General features: G+C 67.1%; 28 protein-coding genes. 14 read left to right on the forward strand and 14 right to left on the reverse strand.

Annotation, left to right across the window (positions count from 1 at the left end; translation table 11 throughout):
• Nucleotides 1-12: 12 nt before the first annotated feature.
• Nucleotides 13-789: a LamB/YcsF family protein gene (locus tag ACXAJT_RS09855; protein ID WP_475234834.1), complete on the forward strand. Its 777-nt coding sequence runs from the start codon at nt 13-15 to the stop codon at nt 787-789.
• Nucleotides 790-798: 9 nt separating this feature from the next.
• Here ACXAJT_RS09855 and ACXAJT_RS09860 read toward each other — a convergent pair whose 3' ends face one another.
• The 6 genes from ACXAJT_RS09860 to ACXAJT_RS09885 all read right to left on the reverse strand — a co-directional run bounded on the left by ACXAJT_RS09860 (nt 799) and on the right by ACXAJT_RS09885 (nt 6,834).
• The gene (locus ACXAJT_RS09860; protein WP_475234836.1) at nt 799-1,830 is read right to left on the reverse strand and encodes a siderophore-interacting protein; all 1,032 of its coding nucleotides are present in this window, start codon (nt 1,828-1,830) and stop codon (nt 799-801) included.
• Nucleotides 1,831-1,849: 19 nt separating this feature from the next.
• Nucleotides 1,850-2,641 carry an ABC transporter ATP-binding protein gene (locus ACXAJT_RS09865; protein WP_475234837.1) on the reverse strand — a complete coding sequence of 264 codons (792 nt, stop codon included), beginning with the start codon at nt 2,639-2,641 and terminating at the stop codon, nt 1,850-1,852.
• The gene (locus ACXAJT_RS09870) at nt 2,638-3,615 is read right to left on the reverse strand and encodes a FecCD family ABC transporter permease (RefSeq protein ID WP_475234838.1); all 978 of its coding nucleotides are present in this window, start codon (nt 3,613-3,615) and stop codon (nt 2,638-2,640) included. The genes ACXAJT_RS09865 and ACXAJT_RS09870 overlap by 4 nt, the downstream gene beginning before the upstream one ends.
• Nucleotides 3,612-4,598 carry a FecCD family ABC transporter permease gene (locus tag ACXAJT_RS09875; protein ID WP_475234840.1) on the reverse strand — a complete coding sequence of 329 codons (987 nt, stop codon included), beginning with the start codon at nt 4,596-4,598 and terminating at the stop codon, nt 3,612-3,614. The genes ACXAJT_RS09870 and ACXAJT_RS09875 overlap by 4 nt, the downstream gene beginning before the upstream one ends.
• Nucleotides 4,598-5,614: an iron-siderophore ABC transporter substrate-binding protein gene (locus tag ACXAJT_RS09880; protein ID WP_475234842.1), complete on the reverse strand. Its 1,017-nt coding sequence runs from the start codon at nt 5,612-5,614 to the stop codon at nt 4,598-4,600. The genes ACXAJT_RS09875 and ACXAJT_RS09880 overlap by 1 nt, the downstream gene beginning before the upstream one ends.
• A 164-nt stretch (nt 5,615-5,778) precedes the next feature.
• Nucleotides 5,779-6,834 carry a zinc ABC transporter substrate-binding protein gene (locus ACXAJT_RS09885; RefSeq protein ID WP_475234844.1) on the reverse strand — a complete coding sequence of 352 codons (1,056 nt, stop codon included), beginning with the start codon at nt 6,832-6,834 and terminating at the stop codon, nt 5,779-5,781.
• 146 nt (nt 6,835-6,980) lie between these two features.
• Here ACXAJT_RS09885 and ACXAJT_RS09890 point away from each other — a divergent pair, with 146 nt between their 5' ends.
• The 3 genes from ACXAJT_RS09890 to ACXAJT_RS09900 are packed head-to-tail and all read left to right on the forward strand — an operon-like array spanning nt 6,981 to nt 9,054.
• Nucleotides 6,981-7,472, forward strand: coding sequence for a transcriptional repressor (locus ACXAJT_RS09890; protein WP_475234845.1), 492 nt, complete (start codon nt 6,981-6,983; stop codon nt 7,470-7,472).
• A complete protein-coding gene (locus ACXAJT_RS09895) occupies nt 7,469-8,260 on the forward strand; it encodes a metal ABC transporter ATP-binding protein (RefSeq protein WP_475234887.1) in 792 nt (263 codons plus the stop codon). Before ACXAJT_RS09890 ends, ACXAJT_RS09895 begins: the two co-directional genes overlap by 4 nt.
• Nucleotides 8,260-9,054: a metal ABC transporter permease gene (locus ACXAJT_RS09900; protein WP_475234846.1), complete on the forward strand. Its 795-nt coding sequence runs from the start codon at nt 8,260-8,262 to the stop codon at nt 9,052-9,054. Before ACXAJT_RS09895 ends, ACXAJT_RS09900 begins: the two co-directional genes overlap by 1 nt.
• 4 nt (nt 9,055-9,058) lie before the next feature.
• Here the strand turns inward: ACXAJT_RS09900 and ACXAJT_RS09905 are convergent, their stop codons facing one another.
• The 3 genes from ACXAJT_RS09905 to ACXAJT_RS09915 all read right to left on the reverse strand — a co-directional run bounded on the left by ACXAJT_RS09905 (nt 9,059) and on the right by ACXAJT_RS09915 (nt 13,648).
• Nucleotides 9,059-11,023 carry a capsular polysaccharide biosynthesis protein gene (locus ACXAJT_RS09905; RefSeq protein ID WP_475234847.1) on the reverse strand — a complete coding sequence of 655 codons (1,965 nt, stop codon included), beginning with the start codon at nt 11,021-11,023 and terminating at the stop codon, nt 9,059-9,061.
• Nucleotides 11,024-11,096: 73 nt separating this feature from the next.
• Nucleotides 11,097-12,242 (reverse strand): polysaccharide biosynthesis/export family protein, encoded by a 1,146-nt coding sequence (locus ACXAJT_RS09910; protein ID WP_475234848.1) that lies wholly within the window; start codon nt 12,240-12,242, stop codon nt 11,097-11,099.
• Between the two features lie 95 nt (nt 12,243-12,337).
• Nucleotides 12,338-13,648, reverse strand: coding sequence for a capsule biosynthesis protein (locus tag ACXAJT_RS09915; RefSeq protein WP_475234850.1), 1,311 nt, complete (start codon nt 13,646-13,648; stop codon nt 12,338-12,340).
• Between the two features lie 132 nt (nt 13,649-13,780).
• Between ACXAJT_RS09915 and ACXAJT_RS09920 the strand changes: the two genes are divergently transcribed.
• The 10 genes from ACXAJT_RS09920 to ACXAJT_RS09965 all read left to right on the forward strand — a co-directional run bounded on the left by ACXAJT_RS09920 (nt 13,781) and on the right by ACXAJT_RS09965 (nt 20,068).
• Nucleotides 13,781-14,368: a riboflavin synthase gene (locus ACXAJT_RS09920; protein WP_475234851.1), complete on the forward strand. Its 588-nt coding sequence runs from the start codon at nt 13,781-13,783 to the stop codon at nt 14,366-14,368.
• Between the two features lie 139 nt (nt 14,369-14,507).
• Nucleotides 14,508-14,663 (forward strand): hypothetical protein, encoded by a 156-nt coding sequence (locus tag ACXAJT_RS09925; RefSeq protein WP_475234853.1) that lies wholly within the window; start codon nt 14,508-14,510, stop codon nt 14,661-14,663.
• Between the two features lie 40 nt (nt 14,664-14,703).
• Nucleotides 14,704-15,627: a cation diffusion facilitator family transporter gene (locus tag ACXAJT_RS09930; protein WP_475234854.1), complete on the forward strand. Its 924-nt coding sequence runs from the start codon at nt 14,704-14,706 to the stop codon at nt 15,625-15,627.
• Nucleotides 15,628-15,736: 109 nt separating this feature from the next.
• Nucleotides 15,737-16,363, forward strand: coding sequence for an ATP-dependent Clp protease proteolytic subunit (locus tag ACXAJT_RS09935; protein WP_475234857.1), 627 nt, complete (start codon nt 15,737-15,739; stop codon nt 16,361-16,363).
• A 156-nt stretch (nt 16,364-16,519) separates the two neighbouring features.
• Nucleotides 16,520-17,785 (forward strand): ATP-dependent Clp protease ATP-binding subunit ClpX, encoded by a 1,266-nt coding sequence (clpX, locus tag ACXAJT_RS09940; RefSeq protein WP_475234860.1) that lies wholly within the window; start codon nt 16,520-16,522, stop codon nt 17,783-17,785.
• 15 nt (nt 17,786-17,800) lie between these two features.
• The gene (locus ACXAJT_RS09945) at nt 17,801-18,412 is read left to right on the forward strand and encodes a hypothetical protein (protein ID WP_475234863.1); all 612 of its coding nucleotides are present in this window, start codon (nt 17,801-17,803) and stop codon (nt 18,410-18,412) included.
• 6 nt (nt 18,413-18,418) lie between these two features.
• Entirely contained in the window at nt 18,419-18,781 is a 363-nt protein-coding gene (locus ACXAJT_RS09950; RefSeq protein WP_066101449.1) for a RidA family protein, read from the forward strand.
• A gap of 81 nt (nt 18,782-18,862) precedes the next feature.
• The gene (locus ACXAJT_RS09955; RefSeq protein ID WP_475234867.1) at nt 18,863-19,246 is read left to right on the forward strand and encodes an NADH:ubiquinone oxidoreductase subunit NDUFA12; all 384 of its coding nucleotides are present in this window, start codon (nt 18,863-18,865) and stop codon (nt 19,244-19,246) included.
• A 4-nt stretch (nt 19,247-19,250) separates the two neighbouring features.
• Nucleotides 19,251-19,700 carry an outer membrane lipid asymmetry maintenance protein MlaD gene (mlaD, locus tag ACXAJT_RS09960; protein ID WP_475234869.1) on the forward strand — a complete coding sequence of 150 codons (450 nt, stop codon included), beginning with the start codon at nt 19,251-19,253 and terminating at the stop codon, nt 19,698-19,700.
• Nucleotides 19,697-20,068 carry a DUF2155 domain-containing protein gene (locus tag ACXAJT_RS09965; protein WP_475234870.1) on the forward strand — a complete coding sequence of 124 codons (372 nt, stop codon included), beginning with the start codon at nt 19,697-19,699 and terminating at the stop codon, nt 20,066-20,068. The genes mlaD and ACXAJT_RS09965 overlap by 4 nt, the downstream gene beginning before the upstream one ends.
• Here ACXAJT_RS09965 and aat read toward each other — a convergent pair.
• The 5 genes from aat to ACXAJT_RS09990 form a co-directional block, all read right to left on the reverse strand.
• Nucleotides 20,032-20,667, reverse strand: a complete 636-nt coding sequence (gene aat / locus ACXAJT_RS09970; RefSeq protein WP_475234871.1) for a leucyl/phenylalanyl-tRNA--protein transferase — start codon at nt 20,665-20,667, stop codon at nt 20,032-20,034. The two genes, ACXAJT_RS09965 and aat, sit on opposite strands and share 37 nt — an antisense overlap.
• 66 nt (nt 20,668-20,733) lie before the next feature.
• Nucleotides 20,734-22,086: an acetyl-CoA carboxylase biotin carboxylase subunit gene (gene accC, locus ACXAJT_RS09975; protein WP_475234872.1), complete on the reverse strand. Its 1,353-nt coding sequence runs from the start codon at nt 22,084-22,086 to the stop codon at nt 20,734-20,736.
• Nucleotides 22,087-22,096: 10 nt separating this feature from the next.
• Nucleotides 22,097-22,591 carry an acetyl-CoA carboxylase biotin carboxyl carrier protein gene (gene accB / locus ACXAJT_RS09980; RefSeq protein WP_475234873.1) on the reverse strand — a complete coding sequence of 165 codons (495 nt, stop codon included), beginning with the start codon at nt 22,589-22,591 and terminating at the stop codon, nt 22,097-22,099.
• A gap of 201 nt (nt 22,592-22,792) precedes the next feature.
• A complete protein-coding gene (locus ACXAJT_RS09985) occupies nt 22,793-23,737 on the reverse strand; it encodes a hypothetical protein (protein WP_475234875.1) in 945 nt (314 codons plus the stop codon).
• Between the two features lie 182 nt (nt 23,738-23,919).
• Nucleotides 23,920-24,242: AMP-binding enzyme (locus ACXAJT_RS09990; RefSeq protein ID WP_475234877.1), on the reverse strand; the 323-nt coding region annotated here is incomplete at its 5' end.

Consider the following 24,242-nt stretch of genomic DNA (forward strand, 5'->3'; position numbering starts at 1 on the left):
GGAGACACAGGGATGACCAGCGTCGATCTCAACGCGGATATGGGCGAGAGCTTCGGCCCTTGGGTGATGGGGCAGGATGCGGCGCTGCTCGAGGTGATCACCTCGGCCAATATCGCCTGCGGCTTTCACGCCAGCGATCCCGACGTCATGGCGGCGACGATGCGGCTGGCGGTCGAGAACGGCACCGGCATCGGTGCGCATCCGGGGTTTCCCGATTTGCAGGGCTTTGGCCGGCGCCGGATGCACATGTCTCACGACAGCCTGCGCAATCTTGTGGCGTATCAGCTGGGCGCGGCGCAGGCGATGGCGGGTGCGGCGGGCGGCAAGGTGCGGCATCTGAAACTGCACGGCGCGCTGGCCAATATGTGCGCCGAGGACAAGGCCATGGCGTTGGCCGCCTATCAGGGGGCGCTGTCGGTCGATCCCGAGATCATCGTCATGGTTCTGGCGGCGACGCAGCAGCAGGCTGCGGTGGAGGACCTGGGCTGCCGCTGGGCGGGCGAGATCTTTGCCGACCGCGCCTATAACGACGACGCCACGCTCGTCGACCGTGCGCTGCCCGGTGCGGTGATCCATGATGCCGATCTGGCCGCCGCGCGCATGGTGCAAATGGTGCAGGCGGGCGCGATCATCACCGAAAGCGGCGCGCATATCCCGGCGGCGGTGGACACCATCTGCATGCACGGCGACGGCAAGACCGCGCTGCAGATCGCGCGCGCGGTACGCGCTGCTCTGGAAGGTGCGGGCGTTGCGCTGAAGGCGTTTTCGGGGCGTAGCGGCGGGGTCTGAGCGACCGCCTCAGCCCCTGATCCAATAGGCCGAGAAGTAGCCCTGCTCGCGCGGCAGACCCATGTCTTTGAACTGCGCCTTCGCGGCGCGAACGGTGGCTTTCTCGGCGGCGACCCAGACGAATTGCCCGTCTTCGATCTCGGTGATCTCGGCCAGCGCAGTGCCGAGCCCGCCGGCATCGTCGCGGCTGATCCAGCGCAGGTCCATGCCCGCGGGCAGCGGCAGGTCCGGGCGGTCGGCCTCGGCGCCAGTTTCGATCATGACCCGTCCGCGCAGCGCCGCCGGGGCATGCTCGAGGATGCGGCGGATGGCGGGCAGGGCGGTCTCGTCACCGGCCAGCAAAAGCGAAGCGGCATCGGGAAAGTCGCCGCCGCCGGGGCCCATCACGCCGACCGTGGTGCCGGGCGTCGCCTGCTGTGCCCAAGCGGTGGTGCGGCCGCCCTCATGCTCGAAGATGTCGAAGGCAAAGCGGCCCTGCGCCGCATCGAGCCACACGAACGTATAGGCGGCACGGTGCAGCGCGCAGGCACCGTCGGGCCAGATCGTGCGGCCTTGTGCGGTCAGTTCCGGCCAGCGCGGCTGCTGGCCCTCCGGCGGCAGCAGCAGCGAGAAATGCATGCCGCCCTCGCACAGCGCGGCGATGCCCTCGCAGGCCATCTCGACGCGTAGGAAGTTGGCCGAGATCCGACGGGTGCCGCGCACCGTGGCGAGGTGGAAGTTGGGCGGGGTGCGCGCGGCTTCGATGCCGCTCCACGACATGCGGGTGGCGGCCTCGGGCAGCAGGTGATCGAGCATGTAGATCACCGTCTCGCGGCACTGGTGCAGCGGCGCGTCGCCGTCGGCGGCGATCTCCACGTCAAAGCCGCGCCGGTCCATGCGCAGCGCCACCTCGGCGCCGCTGGTGTGCACCTTCAATCGGCGGCCGCGTTGCTCGCTGGGGATGCCGAATTCGTCGAGGCGGCTGCGCAGCGCCCCGACGAACCCGTCGGGAAGCGGGCCTTCGAAGCGGCTCGTCGAGATGGAGCGGGAAGCGGGTGTCATGTCGCGGTCTCCTTTCGGATCAGAGCGGGATGATCATCGGCGTGCCGGTCACCGGGTCGGGGTCGACGCGGGCGGCAAGGCCGAAGCCGGTGCGCAGGTTGGCGGGGCTCAGCACCTGCCAAGGCGTGCCGGTGGCCACAAGGCCCCGCGGCCCGAGCAGCACCAGCCGGTCCGAGAAACGCGCCGCGAGGTTGAGGTCATGCAGCACCGAGATCACCGTCAGCCCGGCCTCGCGGTTGCGCTGGCGCAGCAGCGCCAGAACGTCGATCTGATGCACGAGGTCAAGGTAGGTGGTCGGCTCATCAAGCAACAGCAGCGGCGCGCTCTGCGCCAGCACCAGCGCGATCCACGCCCGCTGCCGCTGGCCGCCCGAAAGCTCGCTCAGCGGGCGCTCGGCGAAGGCGGTCATCTGCACCGCCTCCAGCGCCTCGGCGCAGGCGCGGGCGTCGGCGTCGCGCCACGGGGTGAAGAGGCCACGCCACGGCGTGCGCCCGCGTTTCACCAGATCGGCGACGGTGATGCCCTCGGGCGCGATCGGGGACTGCGGCAGGATCGCCAGTTCCCGCGCCAGCGCACGGGTGTCGCGGCGGTGGATGTCCTGCCCGTCGAGCAGAACCCTCCCGGCGCTTGGCTGCAGCAGCCGGGCCATGGCGCGCAGCAGGGTGGATTTGCCGCAGCCGTTGGGGCCGAGGATGGCGGTCATTTCGCCGCGCGGCATATCCAGCGTCAGCTCGCGGATCACCGGGCGGTCGGCATAGCCGAGCGACAGGGCGTCTGCCCGCAGGCAGGGTTGGGAGGCGCTGGAGGTCATAGCTCGCCTTTCTCCATTTCGCGCGACAGGCGCCAGAGCAGGTATGGGGCGCCCAGAAGTCCGGTCATCACGCCGGTGGGCAGTTGGACGCCGGGCAGGGCGGCGCGGGCGGCCAGATCGGCCAGCAGCAGCACCAGCGCGCCGGTGGCGGCGGCGGCGATGAGGCGGGCCTGCAGCCCGCGGGCGCCGGCAAGGCGGAGGCCCAGCGGACCGGCCATCAGCGCGACGAACGGCACGGGGCCGGCCACGGCGACACCCGCTGCGGCCAGCAGCACGCCGGTGCCTGCCAGCGCCAGCCGTGCCGCTCCGACCTTCAGCCCAAGCCCGGCAGCAAGGTCCTCGCCCAGTTGCAGCGCTGCGAGCCGGCGCATCTGCACCAGCGCCAGCGCCGCCAGAAGGCCGCCGACCGCCCAGACCTGCAGCGCATGGCGCCAGTCGCGCGCCGCCAGCGAGCCGGTCAGCCAGCGCTGCGCCTCGGCGGCCTGCGGGTGCGGCAGCAGCGTCAGCAGGAAACTCGACAGGGCCGAGGCGACAAAGCCGATGCCCAGCCCGACGAGGATCATCGTCAGCGGCGGCGTGGCATGTCCGCGGCGGTGCGAGAAGATGGCCACCAGCAGCGCTGCCAGCAGACCTCCGCCCGCCGCCAGCAGCGGCAGCGGCAGGCTGAGGCCAAGGGCGATGGCGGCGATGATGGTCAGCCCGGCCCCGGCGGTGAAACCCATGATGTCGGGCGCCGCCAGAGGGTTGCGAAACAGGTTCTGAAACAGCGCCCCGGCCATGCCCAGCACCGCGCCCGCGCCGAGCGCGGTCAGCACGCGCGGGCCGCGGATGGTGCCCAGCACCAGCGCGCCGGGCCCTTCGCCGGTGCTCAGCCCCTGCCACAGCAGGGCGGGGCTCAGCCGGACCTGTCCCAGCATCAGCGCCGCCAGCGTGGCGGCCAGCAGCAGCAAACCAAGGGTCAGCGTGCCCTTCATGCGGTGGCTCCGGGGCGCAGGCGGCGGGCGACCCACAGGAAGACCGGCCCGCCGATCAGCGCTGTCATGATACCGGCGCGCACTTCGGCGGGCGGCATCACCACCCGGCCCAGCGTGTCAGCCAGCAGCAGCAGCGTGGCCCCCAGCAACGCCGAGGCAATCAGCGCGCGGCGCAGCGAGTGCCCGGCCACCAGTCGCGCCAGCGGCGGCACTATCAGCCCGAGGAAGGCAATGGGTCCGGCCACCGCCACCGCCGCGCCGGTGCACAGCGTGACCACAGCGAGCGCCGCCGCCTGAACCCGGCGCGGCTTGGTGCCCAGACCGCGCGACAGCGCCGCGCCGAGCGACAGCGCTTCGATTTGCGGTGCCATGGCCAGCGCCAGCCCGCCGCCGGCGGCGGCGACCAGCGCCATTTCCGCCAGCGGTCGGCTTGCAGCCTGCGTCAGCGCCCCCGCCACCCAGAAGCGGAAAAGATCGAGCGTGTCCTGCCGGATCAGCACGATGGCGGTGACCAGCGACAGCAGCAGCGCATTGAGCGCCGCGCCCGCCAGCGTCAGCCGCACCGGCCCGACATCGCCGCGCAGCCCGCCGCCAAGGATGAACACCAGCGCCGAGGCCAGCGCGGCACCGGGAAAGCTCAGCAGCGCCACCGAAGCCTGACCTGATTGGCCGAGCAGCGTCGCCCCCAGCAACAGCGCAAAGGCGGCGCCCGAATTGACCCCCAGCAGGCCGGGATCGGCCAGCGGGTTGCGGGTCATCACCTGCATGATCGTGCCGGCGATCCCCAGCGCCGCTCCGGCGATCAGCCCGGCAGCCATGCGCGGCAGGCGGATCGCCAGCAGGGTCACGTGATCGGGGTTCGTCGGATCGAAACTGTGCACGGCTTCAAGCGCAGCGCCGGGGCTCACCGGTCGCGCGCCCACCGACAAGGCCAGTGCCAGCGCCACCCCAAGCAGCGCCAAGAGCCCGAGCAGGCGCAGCATCAGAGCAGGCCGGCGTCTTGCGCGCTTGGCACCGGCGTTGCCGGATCGCCGTCGAGCGCGGCGATGATCTCGGGCTCTAGCTGCTCCAGCGCGAAGGGCATCGACAGCACGCTGCCGAACGACAGCGCGCCGGCAATCAGTTCGCCGCAAAAGACCTCGCGCCCCTCGGCGTTGGCGCGCAGGGTCCGGCGCATGGCCAGCCCAGCGATGTCGGTGGCCTGATCACGGGTCGAGATCCAGATCAGCAGGTCCGCATCCAGCGGCGACAGATCCTCTGGCGAGAGCGCGGTATAAAAGCCGTCTGCCGAGTTCAGCGCTGCCAGAGCTGGCGGCTGCTGAAAGCCCATTTCTTGGAAGAACTGCACCCGCGCATCGCCGCCAGTGAACGCGCTGGTCTGGCCGCCTTCGTGCCACGCACAGGCGGCGGTTTGGCCCTGCCACTCCGGATGCCGGTCGCGCAGCGCGGCGAACCTGTCCTGTACGCCGGTGATCAGCGCCTCGGCCTTGGCTTCGGTCCCGGTGGCGCGGGCGATCATCCGCAGTTCGGCGTCCCACGGCATGCCATAGGCCGAATGGCCCGGCGCCTGCATCAGCACCGGCGCGATCTGCGACAGCAGCGCGTATTCCGCCTCGGAAATGCCCGAGCCGATGGCGACAATCAGATCGGGTGCGAGGCTGGCGACTGTCTCGATCGACACCTCGCCGGTCATCAGCGCGGGGCTGGCGTCGCCCAACAGCGGTTGCGCCCAAGGCCAGACGCCATGCGGATGCTCGCCGTACCAATAGCGGATTGCCTGCGGCACGACCCCCAGCGCCAGAAGGCTGTCCTGCGTCGTGTAGCCAAGCGAGACCACCCGGCGCGCGGGCGCGTCCAGCACCGTTTCACCATAGGCATGTTCAAAGCGGAGCGTTTCGTCAGCGGCGCGCAGCGGCGGGCTTGCAAGGAGGCTGCCCGCGCCGGCCAGAGCGCTGACCACAAAGCCACGGCGGCTGAAATCGGTAAGGCAGGGGCGCATGGAGACTCCTTGGATCGAGATGCCGGTCTGGCCCTTGAACCCTTCGAGACCGGCGCCGCGCGGCGGGGCGCGCTTTATCCAAGCTAATTAGTCGGGATTTTGATAAAGGAAAACCCCCTTTGCCGTCAGCGCAAAGGGGGCTGAGGTGCGGTTGGTCGGCAGGCTTATTGCGCGGCGCATTCGGCGACGTTCTGCGCCAGTGCGGTGATCAGCGTTGGGTAGAAGCTCGCGCCAAGCTCCAGCGACTGGCCCAGCGGGTCCAGTTCGGCCACCGGGGTGTCGGCGCCTTCGGTCACGGCCGAGATGAGGCGCGGGTCGAACTGCGGCTCGGCGAAGACACAGGCGGCATCCGCGTCCTGCAAGGCATCGCGCAGCGCGTCGAGCCGCGCCGGGCTGGGGGCGGTGGCATCCGACAGCGAGATGGCACCCAGCACGGTCAGTCCGAAGCTGGTCTCGAAGTATTGGAAGGCGTCATGGAAGACCACAAAGTGGCGCTCTTGTGCCGGGGCGAGCAGGTCTTCGGCTTCGGCGCGGGCTTCGTCGATGCGGGCGGCCGCGGCCTCGGCGTTGGCGGCATAGGTGTCGGCATTCTCCGGATCGGCATCCGAGAGCGTCTGCGCGATCAGCGGCAGCCAGTTCACGGCGTTGTCGACCGAGAGCCAGACGTGCGGATCGTCCCCCTCGTGGTGGTGGTCGTGACCGGCCTCATGCGCATGGTCTTCGTGCTCGTGCTCGTGCTCGTGCTCGTCGTGGCCATGTTCCCCGTGCCCATGTGCGTCGTTATCATCGTCATGGTGATCGGCGTGGTCGTCGTGATCCGCATGCGCCTCGTCGTCATGCCCGTGGTCATGCGACGCGGCGCCGGGCTCGGAGAACAGCACGTCATTGCGCGCCGCAAGGTGCTGTGTGCCGGGCGCATCGAACAGCGAGACAGCGGCACCGTCGGCAGCGATGGCCTCGATCTTGCGGCCAAGATCGGGGCTCAGGGCCGCGCCGATCCAGAACACCACATCGGCGTTTTGCAAGGCGCGCGCCTCGGAGGGTTTCAGCGCGTGGCTGTGCGGCGAGGCCCCCGGTGGAATCAGCAGTCCCGGATCGCCCAGATCGCCCATGACGCTGGCCACCAGCCCCTGCACGGGAGCGATGTCGGTGACCACCTTCGGCACGTCGGCGAAGGCGGGGCTGGCAAGCAGCAGAGCGGGAAGAAGAGAGCGATACATCGGGGCCTCGTGGGTGTCGATTCTTTGAAATCAGATGTTATATCATAACAACTGGCGGGCTTGATATCGTGGACACTATAACATATCAACCCCCATCCGCCGCACGCGATCCCGCGTACGGCAAATCTGGCATCCGCGGAGGGCACATGGCCGCACATACCGACCCGCTTGGGTTCACTCAGCACGACCACGCGCATTGCCGCGAGCAGGCGTTGCAGTCCGCCGAGGAAACCTGTGCCCGCGAAGGGTTGTCGCTGACCAAGCAGCGCCGCCGCGTGCTGGAGATCCTGCTGCGCAAGCATCGGGCTATGGGCGCTTATGAGCTGCTGGACGTGCTGCGCGAAGAGGGCTTGGGTGCGCAGCCGCCCACCGTCTACCGGGCGCTCGACTTTCTGGTGACCAACGGCTTTGCCCATAAGATCGAGCGGCTCAACGCCTTTGTCGCCTGCGCCCATCCGGGCGAGCGGCACAAGCCCGCCTTCCTGCTCTGCCGGTCCTGCGGCGCGGTGGCAGAAATGCCCTCGCAGGACATCGGCGCGGCGGTGCGCAAGGCCGCGGAGGGGCTGGACTTCGAGCTTGAGCGCATGGTGGTCGAGGCCGAGGGCCTGTGCCCGCTCTGTCGTGGAGCGGCGGCGTGACGCTGATCTCGGCGAAAGGCCTGCGGGTGACACTGGGCGAGCACCCGGTGCTGCAAAATGTGGATTTCCATGTCGAGCCGGGCGAGATCGTCACCATCGTCGGGCCCAACGGCTCGGGCAAGTCGACGCTGCTGCGCACGCTGATCGGCGCGGTGACGCCGCAGTCGGGCAAAGTGACGCGCAAGCCGGGGCTGCGCGTGGGCTACGTGCCGCAGAAGCTGCAGATCGACGCGACGCTGCCGCTGACGGTCGGGCGGTTTTTGTCGCTGCCGCACCGGGTCAGCCGCGCCGCGCGCCGCGCCGCGCTGGAAGAAGCCGGGGCAGGCACGCTTGAGGCGCGGCCCATGGCCGGGTTGTCGGGCGGGCAGTTCCAGCGCGTGCTTCTGGCGCGGGCGATCCTCAGCCGCCCCGAAGTGCTGCTGCTCGACGAGCCGACACAGGGGCTCGACCAGCCCGGCTCGGCGGCCTTCTACCGGCAGATCGAGCAGATCCGCGCCCGGCTTGGCTGTGCGGTGGTGATGGTCAGCCATGAGCTGCACGTGGTGATGAGCGCCTCTGACCGGGTGGTGTGCCTGAATGGCCATGTCTGCTGTCAGGGGCACCCGGAAACGGTGGCGCAGGCGGCGGAGTACCGGGCGCTTTTCGGCACCGGCACGCATGGCGCGCTGGCGCTTTACCGGCACGAGCACACCCATAGCCACGACCATGATCACACCCACGACCACAGTCATGAGCACGGGCCGGAGTGCGCGCATGATCACACCCATCACGCAGGGCAGGGGCACTGATGCTGGACGATTTTCTGATACGCGCGACGCTGGCCGGTCTTGGCCTCGCGCTGGCCGCCGCTCCGCTGGGCTGTTTCGTCTCGTGGCGGCGCATGGCCAACTTCGGTGATGCGACAGCGCATGCGGCGATCCTCGGCGTGGCGCTGTCGCTGGCGCTGTCGCTGCCGGTGGTGGCTGGCACGCTCTGCGTGGCGCTGATCATGGCCTTCCTCGTCGGCGCGCTGAGTGAGCGCGGGCTTGGCATTGATACGGTGCTGGGTGTGCTGGCGCATGGCGCGCTGGCCATCGGCCTCGTGGCGATCACTTTCGTGCCCGGCGCGCGGCTTGATCTGACGGCCTATCTGTTCGGCGACATCCTCGCCGTGACGAAGTCCGACCTGCTGGTGATCTGGGGCGGCGCGGCGCTGGTGCTGGCCCTGCTGGTCTGGCGCTGGCAGTCCCTGCTGACCGCCACACTGTCGCCGGACCTCGCGCATGCCAGCGGCATAAACCCGCGGCTCGAGAGCCGGGTGTTGACGGTGGCGCTGGCGCTGACCGTGGCGGTGGCGATCAAGGTGGTCGGCGTGCTGCTGATCGGGGCGATGCTGCTGATCCCCGCCGCTGCCGCGCGGCCCTTCGCCCGCACGCCCGAGGCCATGGCGCTGCTGGCGGCTGGGATCGGCGGGGTGTCGGCGCTGGCCGGGCTGCAGGGCGCACTGCTTTTCGACACCCCAGCGGGGCCGAGCATGGTCTGCGCCGCGACGCTGATCTTTGCGGTGACCGCCAGCCTGCACGGCCTGAAGGGCCGCCGCTGAAGCCCTAGCGCCAGAGGTGGGCCTGAGAGGCCAGAAGCCCTTGCACTTTCGACAGCAGGCGGTTCGGCAGGCCGGGGCGCGGGATGCTGCCCTGCTCCAGCCGTTCGGCCACCAACTCCGGCGTGGAGGGCAGGCCGCTCAGCGGATCGCGGTAGCGCGGGTAGTCGATGAGCGTGGCATGCACCAGCGCGGCAAGGTCGGGCCTTGGGCCCGACAGCCGCCGCGCCGGTACGGGGCCAAGGTCGCGGGTCAGCCCCCAGCCGGCATAGAAGGGCGCGCCCAGCGTCGTCACCCTCACGCCGCGCAGCAGCGCCTCGAAACCGGTGAGCGAGGTCATCGTCCAAACCTCCTGCACCTCGCGCAGCAGTGCGCCCATGTCGATGCCCTCGAGTGTCGCATCTGCCCAGTGTTCCGGCGCCTCCACCGCGCCCCGGCGGAGCCCGGCGCTGACATCCGGGTGCGGCTTCCACAGAAGAACGGCTTCGGGGTTGGCGGCGCGGGCGCGGGCGAGCAGATCGGCGTTGGTGCGGCACTCGGGGCTGCCGAGCAGGATCGACGCATCATCTTCGACCTGACCGACCACGAGAATGCGGTGCCCCTCGGGCAGCGCCGGCGGCGGCGCTCCAAGGTTGTACTTGGTCAGCCCCGCAGCGGTCAGCCGTTCGATCAGCCGCTCGCTGCGCAGGCGCTGGTCGGGCCGCAGGTCAGGGTTGGCGGTGATCAGCGTTTCGAGCCGGGAGGCGCGTGCGGGGTCGTAGTAGATGCCCAGATCGTCCAGCACCAGCGACAGCGGCGGCACCAATTCGGCACCAAGCCCGCGCGAACGCAGGAAGCCATCCTCCACGCGCACTTCGTCGCCGCGCGCCTTGCTGGCCCAAGCCATATGGCGACGGCCCTGCGCCAGCGGTTTTTGCACCGCGTCGCCCTCGGCAAAGACCAAGGCCTTCTGGCCGCCAAAGAAACCTTGCAGCGGGCGGCGTTTCCACAGCCGCATGCCCGAGGCGATCCAGCCTTGCCGGTCCTCGCGCCACGCCCGCGTCTGCGCCTCGAAGGCGCCGAGGGCGTCTTCGAAAGTGCCGAGCTTTTCGCGGCAGGGATCGTACCACGTGGGGTAGAGGATCATCGCGGCGGCGAAGATCTGCGCGCGGGTGAGGCTGCGACCGCGGCGCGGCAGCGGTGTCTCGTCCTGCGTCAGCCCCCAGCCTGCGTAGAAGGGGGTGCCGAAAACACGCGGCTTGTGCCCGGCGAGGATCGCTTCGAACCCCATCTGCGAACTGAGCGTGTAGACCGCCACGGCGCCTTCCAGCAGGGCCCAAGGGGAGACGGGAGCGGTGCACAGGCTGATCCTGCCCTGTGCGTCCTCTGCGCAGAAGTGGCCGCTGCGCAAGCCTTGTGCGGTTTCGGGGTGGGTCTTGATCACGATGCGGGCGCCGGGGTTCTCTTCCTGCGCCCAGTACAGCATTTCGAGAAAGCGGCTGCGGTCGCCGCCCGAGGCGCGCACCGAGGCGTCTCCCCGCGTCTGATCAATGACCAGCACGTAGCCGGGATCGGGCGGCGCAAGCGCGGGATCGAAGCCCGAGTATTTGCTTAGATGGTGCGCGCGCATGCGGGCCATACCGCCGCGCGCGCGTTCGAGCAGGGCGTGATTATCGAGCGGGTGCGTGGCCAGCAGGGTTTCCAGATCAGAAGGTTGCGAGGCATCAAAGTGCACGCCGCTGTGGTCGATCAGCAGGCCAAGCGGCGGCTCTCCGTTACGTCCCGGATGCAGCGAGCGCAGGAAGGCGTCCTCGATGCGGACGATCTGCGCGCCGGTTTTCGCCGCAAGTGCTTCGCCGCGTGCGGCATAGGGCGACTGTCCCCAGACACCGACATGATCCTCGGGCTCCGGCGTGCCCAGCGACAGCCGCCATCCGGCCTGCGCCAGCATCCGCCTCAGCCGCGTCCGGGTGAAGAACCCGGCGGTGCGCACATAGAGACGCCGGGGGATTTCTCCCCCGGCGCTGCCCTGTCCCTCGTTATATGTATTCAGGGCTCTTATCCGGTTACCCGCCCGAGACCGCGTCCTGCACGGTCGAGACGGTGGCGATGGCGGTCAGCGTGCCGGTCAGCGCCGAGATCACCTTGCTCCACTGCGCGTAGGGGGCCTCGGTGACATAGAGGGTGTCCTGATCGCGCACCACGAAGTCGCGCGCCATGAACATGCCGTTGGGCTTGGTCAGGTCGAGCACGTAGACCATACGCTGCGCACCGATCAGATCGCTGCGGCCCAGCACTTGGTTGGCCACCTCTGCGGGTTCGTTGCGGAACACGAAGACACCGGTGGGATCGGAGGAAGTCGGCACCAGACCGCCCACCTGCGCGATCGCCTCGACCGCCGAGAGCGTCTGCGTCTCGAAGGGAACCCGGGCCTGCGTGCCGGTGGCGCCGAGCGCGGTGAAGGCGCGGGTGTCTTCTTCTACGAGAATACGGTCGCCGCCGCGCAGCGCGATGTCGAAGCGCGGGTTCTTGTAGAGGTCTTGGAACCAGATCTTGCCTTGCTGGCCGCCGCGCAGCACGGTGATCTGCGCGATCTCGGGCTCGATGGTGATACCGCCGGCGCGGGCCAGCATCGACGACAGCGTGCGCGTCGGACGTTCGATGGCGTAGACACCCTGACCGCCGACCGAGCCGACGAGGCTCACGGTCGAGCCGTCCCCGGCGAGGCGGCGCACTTCGACCTGCGGATCGGGGGTCTGTTCCGAAAGCTTGTCGGTGATCACTCGGCGCACCGTCTCGGGCGAATTGCCCGATGCCTTGATGCGGCCCGCGTAGGGCACGAAGATGAAGCCCGAGCCGTCGACCTGCACCTCTTCGAGCAGGGTGGCGTTTGTCTCGGCTGCGGCCAGCAGCCCGTCGTCGACGTTTTCCCAGATCGTCAGCCCCAGCGTATCGCCGGGCTGGATGGTGTCGGAGCCGACCACGCCGGCGCCTTGGAACTGTTCGGAAAAGCCGAGCGCGGGCACCACAGCGGTGGCGCGGGTGACCCGGTCGTTGACGCTGACGACGAAGGAGTCGCCTTCGCGCATCACCGAACCGGCGTAAATCTCATCTTTGTTGGGGCCGACGCGGGGCAGGGCGCAGGATGCCAGAATCGACACTGCGGCCAGAAGGACGACGGATTTCGCCCATCGGGAGCGGGACTGTTTCACTGCTCGGTCTCCTCGACCTGTTCTTATCTGCCTGAGCTTTTTGGCGTAAGGTACGAGAATCCGGATTCAAAAACCAGTCTGGGCTTGGCGCGGCGTCAGCGGACCACGCGCAACTGTTGCCGAGGAGCCGCGGTGCCGTTGCGCAGCGCGTCGTAAGGATCATGCGGCGAGAGCATCATGTCGACCACCTGCCGCAGCAGCTGGCGGCGGCCTCGCGCGGCGTAAAAGCCGCCCGGAAGCTGGCTGGTTTCAAGCAGATACCGACGGTAATCCTTATAGGCGCGGCTGTCGGGGCGGGTCGGCTGCGCGAAGAACTCGGCCAGCGGCTGCTCGGAGACGAACTCGGGTTTGGCATAGACCGCGCGCCCGAAGGTGCGCAGCGGAATCCCGCGCCAGAGCACCTGCTGACCGGCGGTTGAATTGACGGTGACAGCGCTGCGCGCGTCGTTGAGCAGCTGCGCGAGCTTGCCGCCGGGCACGAAATGCACCCGGCCCGCGATCCCAAGACGGCCTGCCGCGGTGGCGATCATCCGGCGCAGCGGCACCTGTCCGTTCTCCAGCGGATGCGCCTTGAAGACAAGGTGGTGGTGCCCCGGCGCGCCCTTGGCAAAGCCCTCGAGCACCAGATCGACGAATTCCGACATCGAGCCGAAGGGCGAGTGCTGGCGAAAGCTCGAGTCGTGTTCCAGTTGCAGCAGGGCAAGGTGGTAGGGAAAGCCGCCGCGCCGGATGCGCAGGCTCTCCAAGAACCGCTCGATCCGGGTCAGCGGCATCAGCAGCAGGCGTTTGAGGTAAAGCTGGAACTCGCGCGCCACCGGCAGGTCGCGATGGGCGCGGAAGCCCGCGTAGTCGCCGTTTCGGAACATCACGAACCAGTGGTAGAGCGCGCCGTAAAAGATGTGCTGGCGCATGTCGCCCCAGTGACCGGGGGGCAGGGGCGCTTCCATGTCCGAGCGTTCCAGCGCGCTGCGCATGTCCGTCACCTGCATGTCCATCAGCCGCGAATGACCATTGGCTCCGCCGCGTTCGTAGGTCACCCAGTAGGGGCGCATGTAGCCCTCTTCGAAGACATGCACGCGCAGGCCGCGCCGCCGTGCCTCGGCGATCGCGTCGGCATGGATCGCGCGGGTATCGCCGTAGAGCACCAGATCGGTGACGCGTTTTTCGTCGAACTGAGCACACAGGTAGGTGGGCCAGTCTTCGGGGGCGGCGGTGAAGGGCAGGTAGCTGGCGCTGTCGAACCAGAACGCGCGGTCACCGGCATTGAAACCAACGCGCCAGACCTCGGCGCCCGCCCGGCGTAGCATGGCGCCAAGACGATGAAAGAATGGCCCATGCGGCCCCTGCAGGAACAGGAAGACACGCCCGGCCTGTGCCGGAAAGGGCTCTGCGGTTGCCTTGGTCATGGGCACTCGTTAAGGATCGGCCTACTCGTCATCGGTGGCGCTGGTCTAGGGGCCGGGCAGCCTTCGATAGCTGGATTGTTTGACCAAAATAAGGCCCGTGGCCAGAGCCCTTGGGTCATAGAGGATATGCTGATGTTCACCGGTATCGTCACCGACATGGGGGAAATCCGCACGCTCGAGCAGGCGGGCGATCTGACCGCGCGGATCGGCACGTCCTACGAGACCTCGGGCATCGAGATCGGCGCGTCGATTGCCTGCGACGGCGTGTGTCTGACGGTGGTCACTCTGGGCGACGACTGGTTCGATGTGCAGATCAGCGCCGAAACCCTGTCGAAAACCAACCTTGGCAACTGGGCCGAGGGCAAGCGCGTCAACCTTGAACGCGCACTTAAGGTCGGCGACGAACTGGGCGGGCACATCGTTTCGGGCCATGTGGACGGGCTGGCCGAGGTGATTTCGGTGGAAGACGAAGGCGACAGCACCCGCGTGCAATTGCGCGCGCCCGACGATCTAGCCAAATTCATCGCGCCCAAGGGCTCGGTTGCGCTCAACGGCACCTCTCTGACGGTGAACGAGGTGCAGGGCTCGGTCTTTGGCATCAACTTCATTCCGCACACCAAGGAAGTGACGACCTGGGGCGGGGTGAAAGTCGGCGACAGCATCAATCTCGAGATCGATACGATGGCCCGCTACGTGGCGCGGCTGCAGGAGATGAGCTGACATCGCTCCTGCGCCTCTGTGGTCGCGGGATTCTGAGCGGCTGTCTCGGCGTTAACCTCCTTGGTCGTTCTGGTTTTTTGCCCTGAGCGCCCCATATCCTTGGCAGCCCCCGGGCAGTCACGACCAAGGAAGACGACGCATGAATTTTCGCCGCTGGATTGTCTGTATCGCTGCGCTTCTGGCGCTCACGGCGGCGCTTGGATTGTTTCCTGAGGGTAACAGCCCCGATCCGGGCTTCGAAATAACGCGCGTTCAGCATGCGGATGCGCCGAACGAGACCGGCGCGCGCCTGTGATCGGCTTGACCTTGGCGCCGCACGAGTCCCTGATGCTGCCATGAGCCACGGCCACCATCATCACCACCATCACCACATTGATCCCGATGCGGGCGACGCCCGCATGGCCTTTGCGGTTCTGGTGAACATGCTGCTGACTGTCGCGCAGGTGGTCGGGGGCATTCTGTCGGGCAGCCTGGCGATGATCGCCGACGCGCTGCACAACTTCTCGGACGCGATCTCGCTGATCATCGCGGCGCTGGCGCGCAAGATTGCCCGGCGCCCGGCCAGTGCCGATATGCCCTTTGGCTATGCGCGGGCCGAGACGGTGGCGGCGCTGATCAATTACACCACGCTGATCGTCATTGGCGTGTACCTGATGATCGAAGCAGTTCTGCGGTTTCTCTCGCCCGAGCCGGTCACCGGCTGGATGGTGGTGGTGATCGCTGGCGTTGCCCTGGTGATCGACGTGATCACCGCGATGCTCACCTACGCCATGTCGAAAGACAGCCAAAACATCCGTGCTGCCTTCCTGCACAATGTGGCCGATGCCATGGGCTCGCTGGCGGTGATCTTCGCGGGGACGCTGATCTTGCTCTTCGGCTGGACGTGGGTCGACCCGCTGGTGACGTTGCTGATCGCCGGTTACATCCTGTGGATGGCGCTGGCCGAGATCGGATCGGTGATCCGTGTGCTGATGCTCGGCAGCCCGCCGGACATGGTGCCCTCGGCGGTGCTGGAGGCGGCGCAAGAGATCGACGGCGTCGCCGGGCTGCACAAGGCGCACCTTTGGCAGATCGACGAGCACACCTCGGCGCTGCAGGCGCATCTGGTGGTCGACGAGGGGGCGTGGTCACGGGCCGATGGCATAAAACGTGCTGTGAAGGACGAGATGCAAAGCCGTTTCGGACTCGCACAGGTGACCCTTGAACTGGAGTGCAGCCGACACAGTTGTGCGACTCCGCAGGACTGGGGTGGGGCATGAGGGTGCGAATTGCTGCTCCGGCCCTTGCAGCCCCTCAGGCCCGATACTAAGACTCGCTTAACGCGCGCGCGATAGGCACATTTGGAAAAGACACAGCAGGCAGGCGACGATGAAAGATCCTTTTGAGACATATATGAACACCCTCGTTCCCATGGTTGTCGAACAGACCAGCCGCGGCGAGCGGGCCTACGACATTTTCTCGCGTCTGCTGAAGGAGCGGATCATTTTCCTGTCGGGCCCCGTGCATGACGGCATGTCCTCGCTGATCGTGGCGCAGCTGCTGCACCTCGAAGCCGAGAACCCGAGCAAGGAAATCTCGATGTACATCAACAGCCCGGGCGGCGTTGTGACATCGGGTCTGTCGATCTACGACACCATGCAGTACATCAAGCCGAAGGTGTCGACGCTGGTGATCGGTCAGGCGGCCTCCATGGGCTCGCTGCTGCTCGCCGCTGGTGAGCCGGGCATGCGGTTCTCGCTGCCCAACAGCCGCGTCATGGTGCACCAGCCCTCGGGCGGCTACCAAGGTCAGGCGACCGACATCATGATCCACGCCGAAGAGACGCTGAAACTGAAAAAGCGCCTCAACGAGATCTACGTGAAGCACTGCGGCCGCACCCTCGAGGAAGTCGAGCGGGCGCTCGAGCGCGACAACTTCATGTCGCCCGAGGACGCCAAAGAGTGGGGCCTGATCGACGAGATCGTCGAGAAGCGCGGCGGTGCTGACGAGGCGTAAGCTTCTTCCCATGCCGCGCGTGATCCCGCGCGCGGCAATTTTGACATTGTGGACCGGAAAGGCCTGTCTTAGACTTTCCGGACTAGGCAGAGACGATAGGCCTTGTCGGGGCAACGGCCCCGACGCTTGAAACCCAAAGGCCTGGAAAGGTGTGACATGGCGACGAACTCCGGCGGCGACAGCAAAAACACCCTGTATTGCAGCTTCTGCGGCAAGAGCCAGCACGAGGTACGCAAGCTGATCGCGGGACCGACCGTCTTCATCTGCGACGAATGTGTCGAGCTCTGCATGGACATCATTCGTGAGGAGACGAAGGGCGCGGGCCTGAAATCCTCCGAAGGTGTGCCCACGCCGCGCGAGATTTGCGACGTGCTCGATGATTACGTGATCGGCCAGTTGAAGGCGAAGCGCGTGCTCTCGGTGGCGGTGCATAACCACTACAAACGGCTCAACCACTCGCAGAAAAGCGGTGATATCGAGCTTGCGAAATCCAACATCCTGCTGATCGGCCCGACCGGTTGCGGCAAGACGCTGCTGGCGCAGACGCTGGCGCGCATTCTTGACGTGCCTTTCACCATGGCCGACGCGACCACGCTGACCGAAGCCGGCTACGTGGGCGAGGATGTCGAGAACATCATCCTGAAGCTGCTTCAGGCAAGCGAGTACAACGTCGAACGCGCGCAGCGCGGCATCGTCTACATCGACGAGGTCGACAAGATCACCCGCAAGTCCGAAAACCCCTCGATCACCCGCGACGTGTCGGGAGAGGGCGTGCAGCAGGCGCTGCTGAAGCTGATGGAAGGCACCGTGGCTTCGGTTCCGCCGCAGGGCGGGCGCAAGCATCCGCAGCAGGAATTCCTGCAGGTGGACACCACGAACATCCTGTTCATCTGCGGCGGCGCCTTTGCCGGTCTCGACCGGATCATCGCGCAGCGCGGCAAAGGCTCCGCCATGGGCTTTGGCGCCGACGTGCGTGACCCTGAAGAGCGTGGCACCGGCGAGGTGTTCAAGGATCTCGAGCCCGAGGATCTGCTGAAGTTCGGCCTGATCCCGGAATTCGTCGGCCGTCTGCCGGTGATCGCAACGCTCGAGGACCTCGACGAGGACGCGCTGGTCACCATCTTGACGCAGCCGAAGAACGCTCTGGTCAAACAGTACCAACGCCTCTTCGAGATGGAGGACAGCCAACTGACCTTCACCGACGATGCGCTGCTGGCCATCGCCAACAAGGCGATCGCTCGCAAGACCGGTGCACGTGGTCTGCGCTCGATTCTCGAGGGTATCCTTCTCGACACAATGTTCGAGCTTCCGGGCATGGAAGACGTGACCGAGGTGGTGGTGAACGAGGAATCGGTCAATGCTGATGCCAAGCCGCTGCTGATTTACGCGGATCCGAAGAAGGAACCCGCGTCGGCCGGATAACGTCGTTGTGATGGAATGACTGGTATCAAGTACATGGCCTGGATCGTTGCCCAGCTTGTTCAGAACGCTTTGAGGATGCTTGCCGTTGTGGCAGGCATCTTCTTTTTGGGGGGGTGGGCTTGGTTCGCCTATTTCGCAGGCCGCGAGGCCGAGGCGCGCAGCCTGCCCACGGCGCATGCCGACCTGCGGATGCAGGGCGCTGGCCAAGCCAGCGGGGCATCGCGACCGACCGCTGAGGAAGATGAACTTCCGGGCAAGCTGTTTGGCGGGCTGCTGCCCGTCGAGGCTGTGCTGGCCAGCAAGGCCTACGCCGATGACGCGGCGGGCGGCTGCACCTATGCGATCATCCGCACAGGCCCCGGCATCTCTCCAAGCCCGCCAACCGCCGATCTTGGCAAGGCGTGGTGGGAACGCTTTGGCGGTGACTGGCGGCAGACACCTAGCAGCGGCTTCGGGCGCGCGCCGCTCGACGCTTGCGGCGGGGAGTGGGATGTCGCGCTGACCGAGGAACTGCAGCGCGCACTGGACGCGCCGGGTAATTGGTATATGCGCGATGACGTGGGGCAGGATCTCCACATCTATTCCGCAACCGACCGGATCGCCGCGCGCATCCGGTATGGAGACTGACAGATCATGACAATCAGGCGTATTTCGTCCGGCGGTGAGTTCGAGGCGAAGATCGGCTACTGCCGCGCGGTGGTCGCCGGCGGCTTCGTGCATGTCGCCGGCACAGTGGGGCAGGGCGACACGGTGGTCGACCAGTGCCGCGCGGCGCTGGCGACCATCGAAAAGGCGCTGGCAGAGGCCGGGGCAAGCTTTGCCGACGCGGTGCGGGTGACCTACTATCTGCCCGACGCGTCCGAGTTCGAACCCTGCTGGCCGCTGCTGCGCGAGGCGTTCGGTGCCAACCCTCCGGCGGCGACGATGATCGAGACGGCGCTGATCGATGCGAAATACCGTATCGAGATCGAATTGACCGCATTGGCACCGGCCTGAACCGCTGCTGGGCGCCGTCGCGGCTGGACCTCGGCGGCGCTTTTGGTCATACACGTGTCAGGACTAAGCGAGGAGTCGTCCATGGGCATTCTCAACACGCTGCTGCGGGCCGTTACCTGGTGGAACGGGGCGACCCTGAACACCCAGCTCTACACATCCCGCAAGGGCCAGCGCGTCGGCGAGGACGAGCAGGGCAACGTGTTCTACCAGACTAAGGACGGCAAGCGCCGCTGGGTGATCTACAACGGCGAGGCCGAGGCCACGCGGGTCAGCCCCGATTGGCACGGCTGGCTGCACCACACCTATCCGCATCCGCCGACCGAAAAGCCGCTGCCCCGCAAGAGCTGGGAAAAGCCGCATATCGAGAATCTGACGGGCACGGCGCTGGCCTATGCGCCCAAGGGCTCGATCCGCCGCGCGGAACCGGCGCCGCGCCGGGACTACGAGGCATGGAGCCCGGAATAACCCTATGACTCACACGGCCACTGAGGTGATCGTTGGCGGCGTGGTGCTTGCCGGTGCTATCGCCTTTGGCGCCTACGCGGTCAGTGCGACCGGCTTTGGCGTCGGCGGCGGGCAGGGCTACCCGCTCAGCGCCTCGTTCCGGTCCCTCGAAGGCGTCTCTGTCGGCAGCGATGTGCGGCTGGCGGGCGTGAAGGTGGGGTCGGTGACCGGCATCGCCCTCAACTCGGAAACCTACCGCGCCGACATGACCCTTGCGATGCAGGGCGATGTGCAGGTGCCCGACGACAGCGCCATCGTGATCTCTTCCGAAGGGTTGCTGGGGGGCAATTTCGTCGAGATCAGCCCCGGCGGCTCGCCCTTCTACTATGGCGCTGGCGACGAAATCCTCGACACGCAGGGCTCGGTCAGCCTGATGTCGCTGCTCTTTAAATATGTGGCCGGAGGCAGTGAATGACCCGTGTATTGGCACTCGTGATGGGGCTGGGATTGGCCGCTGCCGGCGCCGTGAGCGCACAGCAGGAAGCCACGGAAACCGGCACCGGCGCCACGCTGCGCGGGCTTGATAAGCTCACCGGCAAGGTCACCGACATCCAGCTTGCCAGCGGTGACAGCGCGCAGTTGGGCCGTATCGAGATCGCGCTTGGGGAATGCCGCTATCCAGAGGGAAATCAGGCGGGCGACGCCTTTGCCTTTCTCACCATCCGCGAGGCTGGCAAGGCCGATCCTGCGTTTCGGGGCTGGATGATCGCCTCGTCGCCGGCGCTCAACCCCATGGACCATCAGCGCTACGACGTCTGGGTGCTGCGCTGCACCACCTCCTGACCTGAGCCCGCCAGCGGCGTGCTGGCAAGGTCCGGGGTGACGGTCAGCGCCATGGCAAGCTGCGCCCGGTACTGGTGACGCGGGATTTCCACGGCACCCAAAGACGCCAGATGCGTGGTCAGGAACTGCGTGTCGAACAGGGTGAAGCCCGCCCGCTTCAGCAGGTCGACCAGCCAGGCCAGCGCGATCTTCGAGCCATCGCGGCGGCGCGAGAACATCGACTCGCCGCAAAAGGCGCCACCGATCTCCAGCCCATAGACACCGCCCGCCAGTTCGCCCTCCATCCAAACCTCGATGGAATGGGCGTGACCGCGGCGGTGTAATTCGGTGAACAGCGCGCGGATTTCCGAGTTGATCCACGTCTCGCGCCGGTCGGCGCAGGCATCGATCACAGCGTGGAAATCGCGGTCGAAAGTTACCTCGTAATCGTTCTTGCGCAGACGCCGGGCGAGGCTGCGCGAGATTCTGAAGCCAGTCATCGGAATGATCCCACGGCGGCGTGGATCGACCCAGAAGATTTCGGGGTCGTCGCGATGCTCGGCCATGGGGAAGATGCCCGCGCGATAGGCTTGCAGCAGGATCTCGGGCGTCAGAGTCATGCGGCCCCTCCCCAAAACTGGGAAGGGGCCGCAAGGTGGTGTGCGTCCGCTCTGCTCACGCGCGGGTCAGGCGTCGGCCAGCTTGCTGGCCAGCCACTTCTCGAGCCAGTGGATCGAGTAGTTGCCGGTGAGGATGTCCTCTTCCTGCAGCAGCGCCGAGAACAGCGGCAGCGTGGTGTCCACGCCGTCCACGATCAACTCGCCAAGCGCGCGGTCGAGGCGCGACAGCGCTTCCTTGCGATCGCGGCCATGCACGATCAGCTTGCCGATGAGGCTGTCGTAATAGGGCGGGATCGAGTAGCCCTGATAAAGTGCGCTGTCCATCCGCACGCCCAGACCGCCGGGGGCGTGATACTGGGTGATCTTGCCGGGGCAGGGCGCGAAGGTGGGCAGACGCTCGGCGTTGATCCGAACTTCGATGGCGTGGCCGTTGATCTCGAGATCGTCTTGCGTGAACGACAGGTCCATGCCCGACGCGACGCGGATCTGCTCGCGCACGAGGTCGACGCCAAAGATCGCTTCGGTCACCGGATGCTCCACCTGCAGGCGGGTGTTCATTTCGATGAAGTAGAACGCGCCGTCCTCGTAGAGGAACTCGATGGTGCCAGCGCCGGTGTAGTTGATCTTGGCCACGGCATCCGCGCAGGTCTTGCCGATGCGCGCGCGCTCTTCGGGCGAGATGCAGGGACCGGGCGCCTCTTCAAAGACCTTCTGGTGGCGTCGCTGCAGCGAGCAGTCGCGCTCGCCAAGGTGAACCGCCTTGCCCTTGCCGTCGCCGAAGACCTGAATCTCGATGTGGCGCGGTTTCTGCAGGTACTTCTCGATGTAGACCTCGTCGTTGCCGAAGGCCGCTTTGCCTTCTGCTCGCGCGGTCTGGAAGGCGCGTTCCATCTCGGCCTCGTTCAGCGCGACCTTCATGCCGCGCCCGCCGCCGCCGGCGGTGGCCTTGATGATGACCGGATAGCCGATGTCGCGGCCCACCTGCTTGGCGGTCTCGAGGTCGGGCACGCCGCCGTCGGAACCGGGCACGCAGGGCACACCGAGAGCCTTCATGGTGTCCTTGGCGGTGATCTTGTCGCCCATCACCCGGATGTGCTCGGCGGTGGGGCCGATGAAGGTGAGGTCATGATCCTCGACCATTTGCACGAAGCGGGCGTTTTCCGACAGGAAGCCATAGCCGGGGTGGATTGCCTGCGCGCCGGTCACTTCGCAGGCCGAAATGATCGCGGGCGGCGACAGGTAACTGTCGGTCGAGGAGGCAGGGCCGATGCAGATGGTTTCATCGGCCATGCGCACGTGCATGGCGTCGGCGTCCGCCGTCGAGTGCACCGCCACCGAGGCGATGCCCATCTCGCGGCAGGCGCGGATCACGCGGAGCGCGATTTCGCCGCGGTTCGCGATGAGGATTTTATCGAACATGGTCTGCCTCTTACTCGAGGATGACCAGCGGGGCGCCGTATTCGACCGGGGCGCCGTCTTCGACGAGGATGCGCTTGACGGTGCCCGCGCGCGGTGCGGGGATGTGGTTCATGGTCTTCATCGCCTCGACGATCACCAGCGTGTCGCCCTCGTTGACCTGTGCTCCGACGGTGATGAACGACGGGGCGCCGGGTTCGGGCTGCATGTAGACGGTGCCGACCATTGGCGAGGTCACGGCGCCGGGATGCGCGGCGGGGTCCTCGGGGGCGGTCTCGGCTGCGGCAGGCGCGGCTGCGGGGGCCGGAGCGGCTGCGGGCGCAGCGGCGGGTACGGCGACCGATGCAGCCACCGGCGCCTGCGGAAGGGCACGGCTGACGCGGACGTTGAGGCTGTCCTCTTCGCCGTATTCGCGTTTGACCTGCAGTTCGGTCAGATCGTTTTCGCGCAGCAGTTCTGCCAGGGCCTTGATGAAGGCCACGTCCGCTTCATGGTTATCTTTGCTCATGCGGTCCTCGCCGGTGTTATGCTGGTCCCGGTCTCTGCGGGGCCTGATGATTTCGCGCTTATAGGCGATGCTTTAACGCATGAAAAGCGAGGCGAGGAGTGAAAACCGGACAGTCAGGGTGGCAAATGTGGGGATCGCGCGCGCGTGCGCGGTGCTGGAACCATGGCGATTGCGTGACGACCGGCGGTGCGGTGGGGCGGATCAGGCGGCGCTGTCGTTGCGCGCAGGGCGTGTCGGGAGCGGCGAATCAGTGCCATAGCCACGCTCCGCGCGGTCCGAGGCCGCTCGCTCCGTGCCTTCAAGCGCGGCTTGGGCGCGCCCGGATGGCCGGTCCGGAGAGCGCAGACCCGGGCCCTGGCCGATGAGTGGCACGCTCGGCGCTGGCGTGTCACTTTGCCCTTCTGCGCCGCCGGTGGCCGTGGTCGTGACGGCGGGTCCCTCCGGTGCCTGTCCGCGGCGGCCTGACGTGGTCGGGGGCGTCGGTGTGCCGGGGCCAGCGTATGAGGGTTGCGGCGATACCGGGCCAGCGATCGGCGAGGGCCGGGGGGCAGCAGCGCGCGGCGCGGTCTGGCCTGGATTGATCTGGCCTGGATTGATCTGGCCTGAATTGGTCTGGCCTGTAACGGACTGTGTCGGCGCGGGCTGAGCCGCCACGGGCTGAGCCGCCGCGGTCTGAGCTGCCACGCGTTCGCTTGGCGCAGCCGCCTCGGGGGGGACCACGCCGGTTCGTGGCTGTTGCGCGGTTTGCCCGGGCAGGGGGGGCGAGGCGGCGGTGTCGCCAGAGGGGGGCATCGCGCTTTCTTCGGCAGCTTCCGACGGGGCGAACTCGGCGGCGGCCTTGCTGCGGAGGTCCCGCAGCAGCGCTTCCGCCTGTTCTTCCAGCAGCGCCGAGATGCGGATCTGCATGATTGAGGGTGGAGCCACGTGATTGGCCGGGTCGGGCAGCCCGGTCAGGCTGCGCCAGAAACTTGCGGGCGGCTGGCCATCGGTGCCGCGATCGCCGCCCTGATCCGTATCGGTGGTCGATTGCTCTTTGACCGGTTGCACCTTGGTCTCCTCGGCCGTTCTGACCGGGGCTCCGGGCAAGCCGAGGGGGTGCCCGGTGGCCAGAGGTGCCACCACTTGGGGAACACCTGTGAACTGCATCGAAATGCTCCGTCTGCTATCGGTCCCCACGCATCCTCTTTAGCACAGCAGGCGTGGCACTGCAGCGGGATAGACCGCAATTTAGAGAATTTTCGCAAAACCGGTAAACAGGGCCTTTGGATGGACGATGCAAAAAGGGCCCCAGCGGGGCCCTTCGCGTGTTGTCGCGGGTGGCGCGTGGCTCACCCCTTGTTGGCGCGGTTTTCGATGAGCTCGTCGACCACGGAAGGATCGGCGAGGGTCGAGGTGTCGCCAAGCGCGCCGTAGTCGTTCTCGGCGATCTTGCGCAGGATGCGGCGCATGATCTTGCCGGAACGGGTCTTCGGCAGCCCGGGGGCCCATTGGATCAGGTCGGGACTGGCGATCGGGCCGATCTCGGTGCGCACCCAGGTGCGGAGTTCCTTCTTGAGGTCTTCGCTGGGCTCGATGTCGTTCATCAGGGTGATGTAGCAGTAGATGCCCTGACCCTTGACGCTGTGCGGGTAGCCGACCACTGCCGCCTCGG

The sequence above is a fragment of the Salipiger sp. ABF4_146 genome, from assembly GCF_056161345.1.

Coding starts and splice junctions, on each gene's coding strand:
- ACXAJT_RS09855 (WP_475234834.1), top strand. CDS start 13: ATGACCAGCGTCGATCTCAACGCGGATATGGGCGAGAGCTTCGGCCCT.
- ACXAJT_RS09860 (WP_475234836.1), bottom strand. CDS start 1,830: ATGACACCCGCTTCCCGCTCCATCTCGACGAGCCGCTTCGAAGGCCCG.
- ACXAJT_RS09865 (WP_475234837.1), bottom strand. CDS start 2,641: ATGACCTCCAGCGCCTCCCAACCCTGCCTGCGGGCAGACGCCCTGTCG.
- ACXAJT_RS09870 (WP_475234838.1), bottom strand. CDS start 3,615: ATGAAGGGCACGCTGACCCTTGGTTTGCTGCTGCTGGCCGCCACGCTG.
- ACXAJT_RS09875 (WP_475234840.1), bottom strand. CDS start 4,598: ATGCTGCGCCTGCTCGGGCTCTTGGCGCTGCTTGGGGTGGCGCTGGCA.
- ACXAJT_RS09880 (WP_475234842.1), bottom strand. CDS start 5,614: ATGCGCCCCTGCCTTACCGATTTCAGCCGCCGTGGCTTTGTGGTCAGC.
- ACXAJT_RS09885 (WP_475234844.1), bottom strand. CDS start 6,834: ATGTATCGCTCTCTTCTTCCCGCTCTGCTGCTTGCCAGCCCCGCCTTC.
- ACXAJT_RS09890 (WP_475234845.1), top strand. CDS start 6,981: ATGGCCGCACATACCGACCCGCTTGGGTTCACTCAGCACGACCACGCG.
- ACXAJT_RS09900 (WP_475234846.1), top strand. CDS start 8,260: ATGCTGGACGATTTTCTGATACGCGCGACGCTGGCCGGTCTTGGCCTC.
- ACXAJT_RS09915 (WP_475234850.1), bottom strand. CDS start 13,648: ATGACCAAGGCAACCGCAGAGCCCTTTCCGGCACAGGCCGGGCGTGTC.
- ACXAJT_RS09920 (WP_475234851.1), top strand. CDS start 13,781: ATGTTCACCGGTATCGTCACCGACATGGGGGAAATCCGCACGCTCGAG.
- ACXAJT_RS09925 (WP_475234853.1), top strand. CDS start 14,508: ATGAATTTTCGCCGCTGGATTGTCTGTATCGCTGCGCTTCTGGCGCTC.
- ACXAJT_RS09930 (WP_475234854.1), top strand. CDS start 14,704: ATGAGCCACGGCCACCATCATCACCACCATCACCACATTGATCCCGAT.
- ACXAJT_RS09935 (WP_475234857.1), top strand. CDS start 15,737: ATGAAAGATCCTTTTGAGACATATATGAACACCCTCGTTCCCATGGTT.
- clpX (WP_475234860.1), top strand. CDS start 16,520: ATGGCGACGAACTCCGGCGGCGACAGCAAAAACACCCTGTATTGCAGC.
- ACXAJT_RS09945 (WP_475234863.1), top strand. CDS start 17,801: ATGACTGGTATCAAGTACATGGCCTGGATCGTTGCCCAGCTTGTTCAG.
- ACXAJT_RS09950 (WP_066101449.1), top strand. CDS start 18,419: ATGACAATCAGGCGTATTTCGTCCGGCGGTGAGTTCGAGGCGAAGATC.
- ACXAJT_RS09955 (WP_475234867.1), top strand. CDS start 18,863: ATGGGCATTCTCAACACGCTGCTGCGGGCCGTTACCTGGTGGAACGGG.
- mlaD (WP_475234869.1), top strand. CDS start 19,251: ATGACTCACACGGCCACTGAGGTGATCGTTGGCGGCGTGGTGCTTGCC.
- ACXAJT_RS09965 (WP_475234870.1), top strand. CDS start 19,697: ATGACCCGTGTATTGGCACTCGTGATGGGGCTGGGATTGGCCGCTGCC.
- aat (WP_475234871.1), bottom strand. CDS start 20,667: ATGACTCTGACGCCCGAGATCCTGCTGCAAGCCTATCGCGCGGGCATC.
- accC (WP_475234872.1), bottom strand. CDS start 22,086: ATGTTCGATAAAATCCTCATCGCGAACCGCGGCGAAATCGCGCTCCGC.
- accB (WP_475234873.1), bottom strand. CDS start 22,591: ATGAGCAAAGATAACCATGAAGCGGACGTGGCCTTCATCAAGGCCCTG.
- ACXAJT_RS09985 (WP_475234875.1), bottom strand. CDS start 23,737: ATGCAGTTCACAGGTGTTCCCCAAGTGGTGGCACCTCTGGCCACCGGG.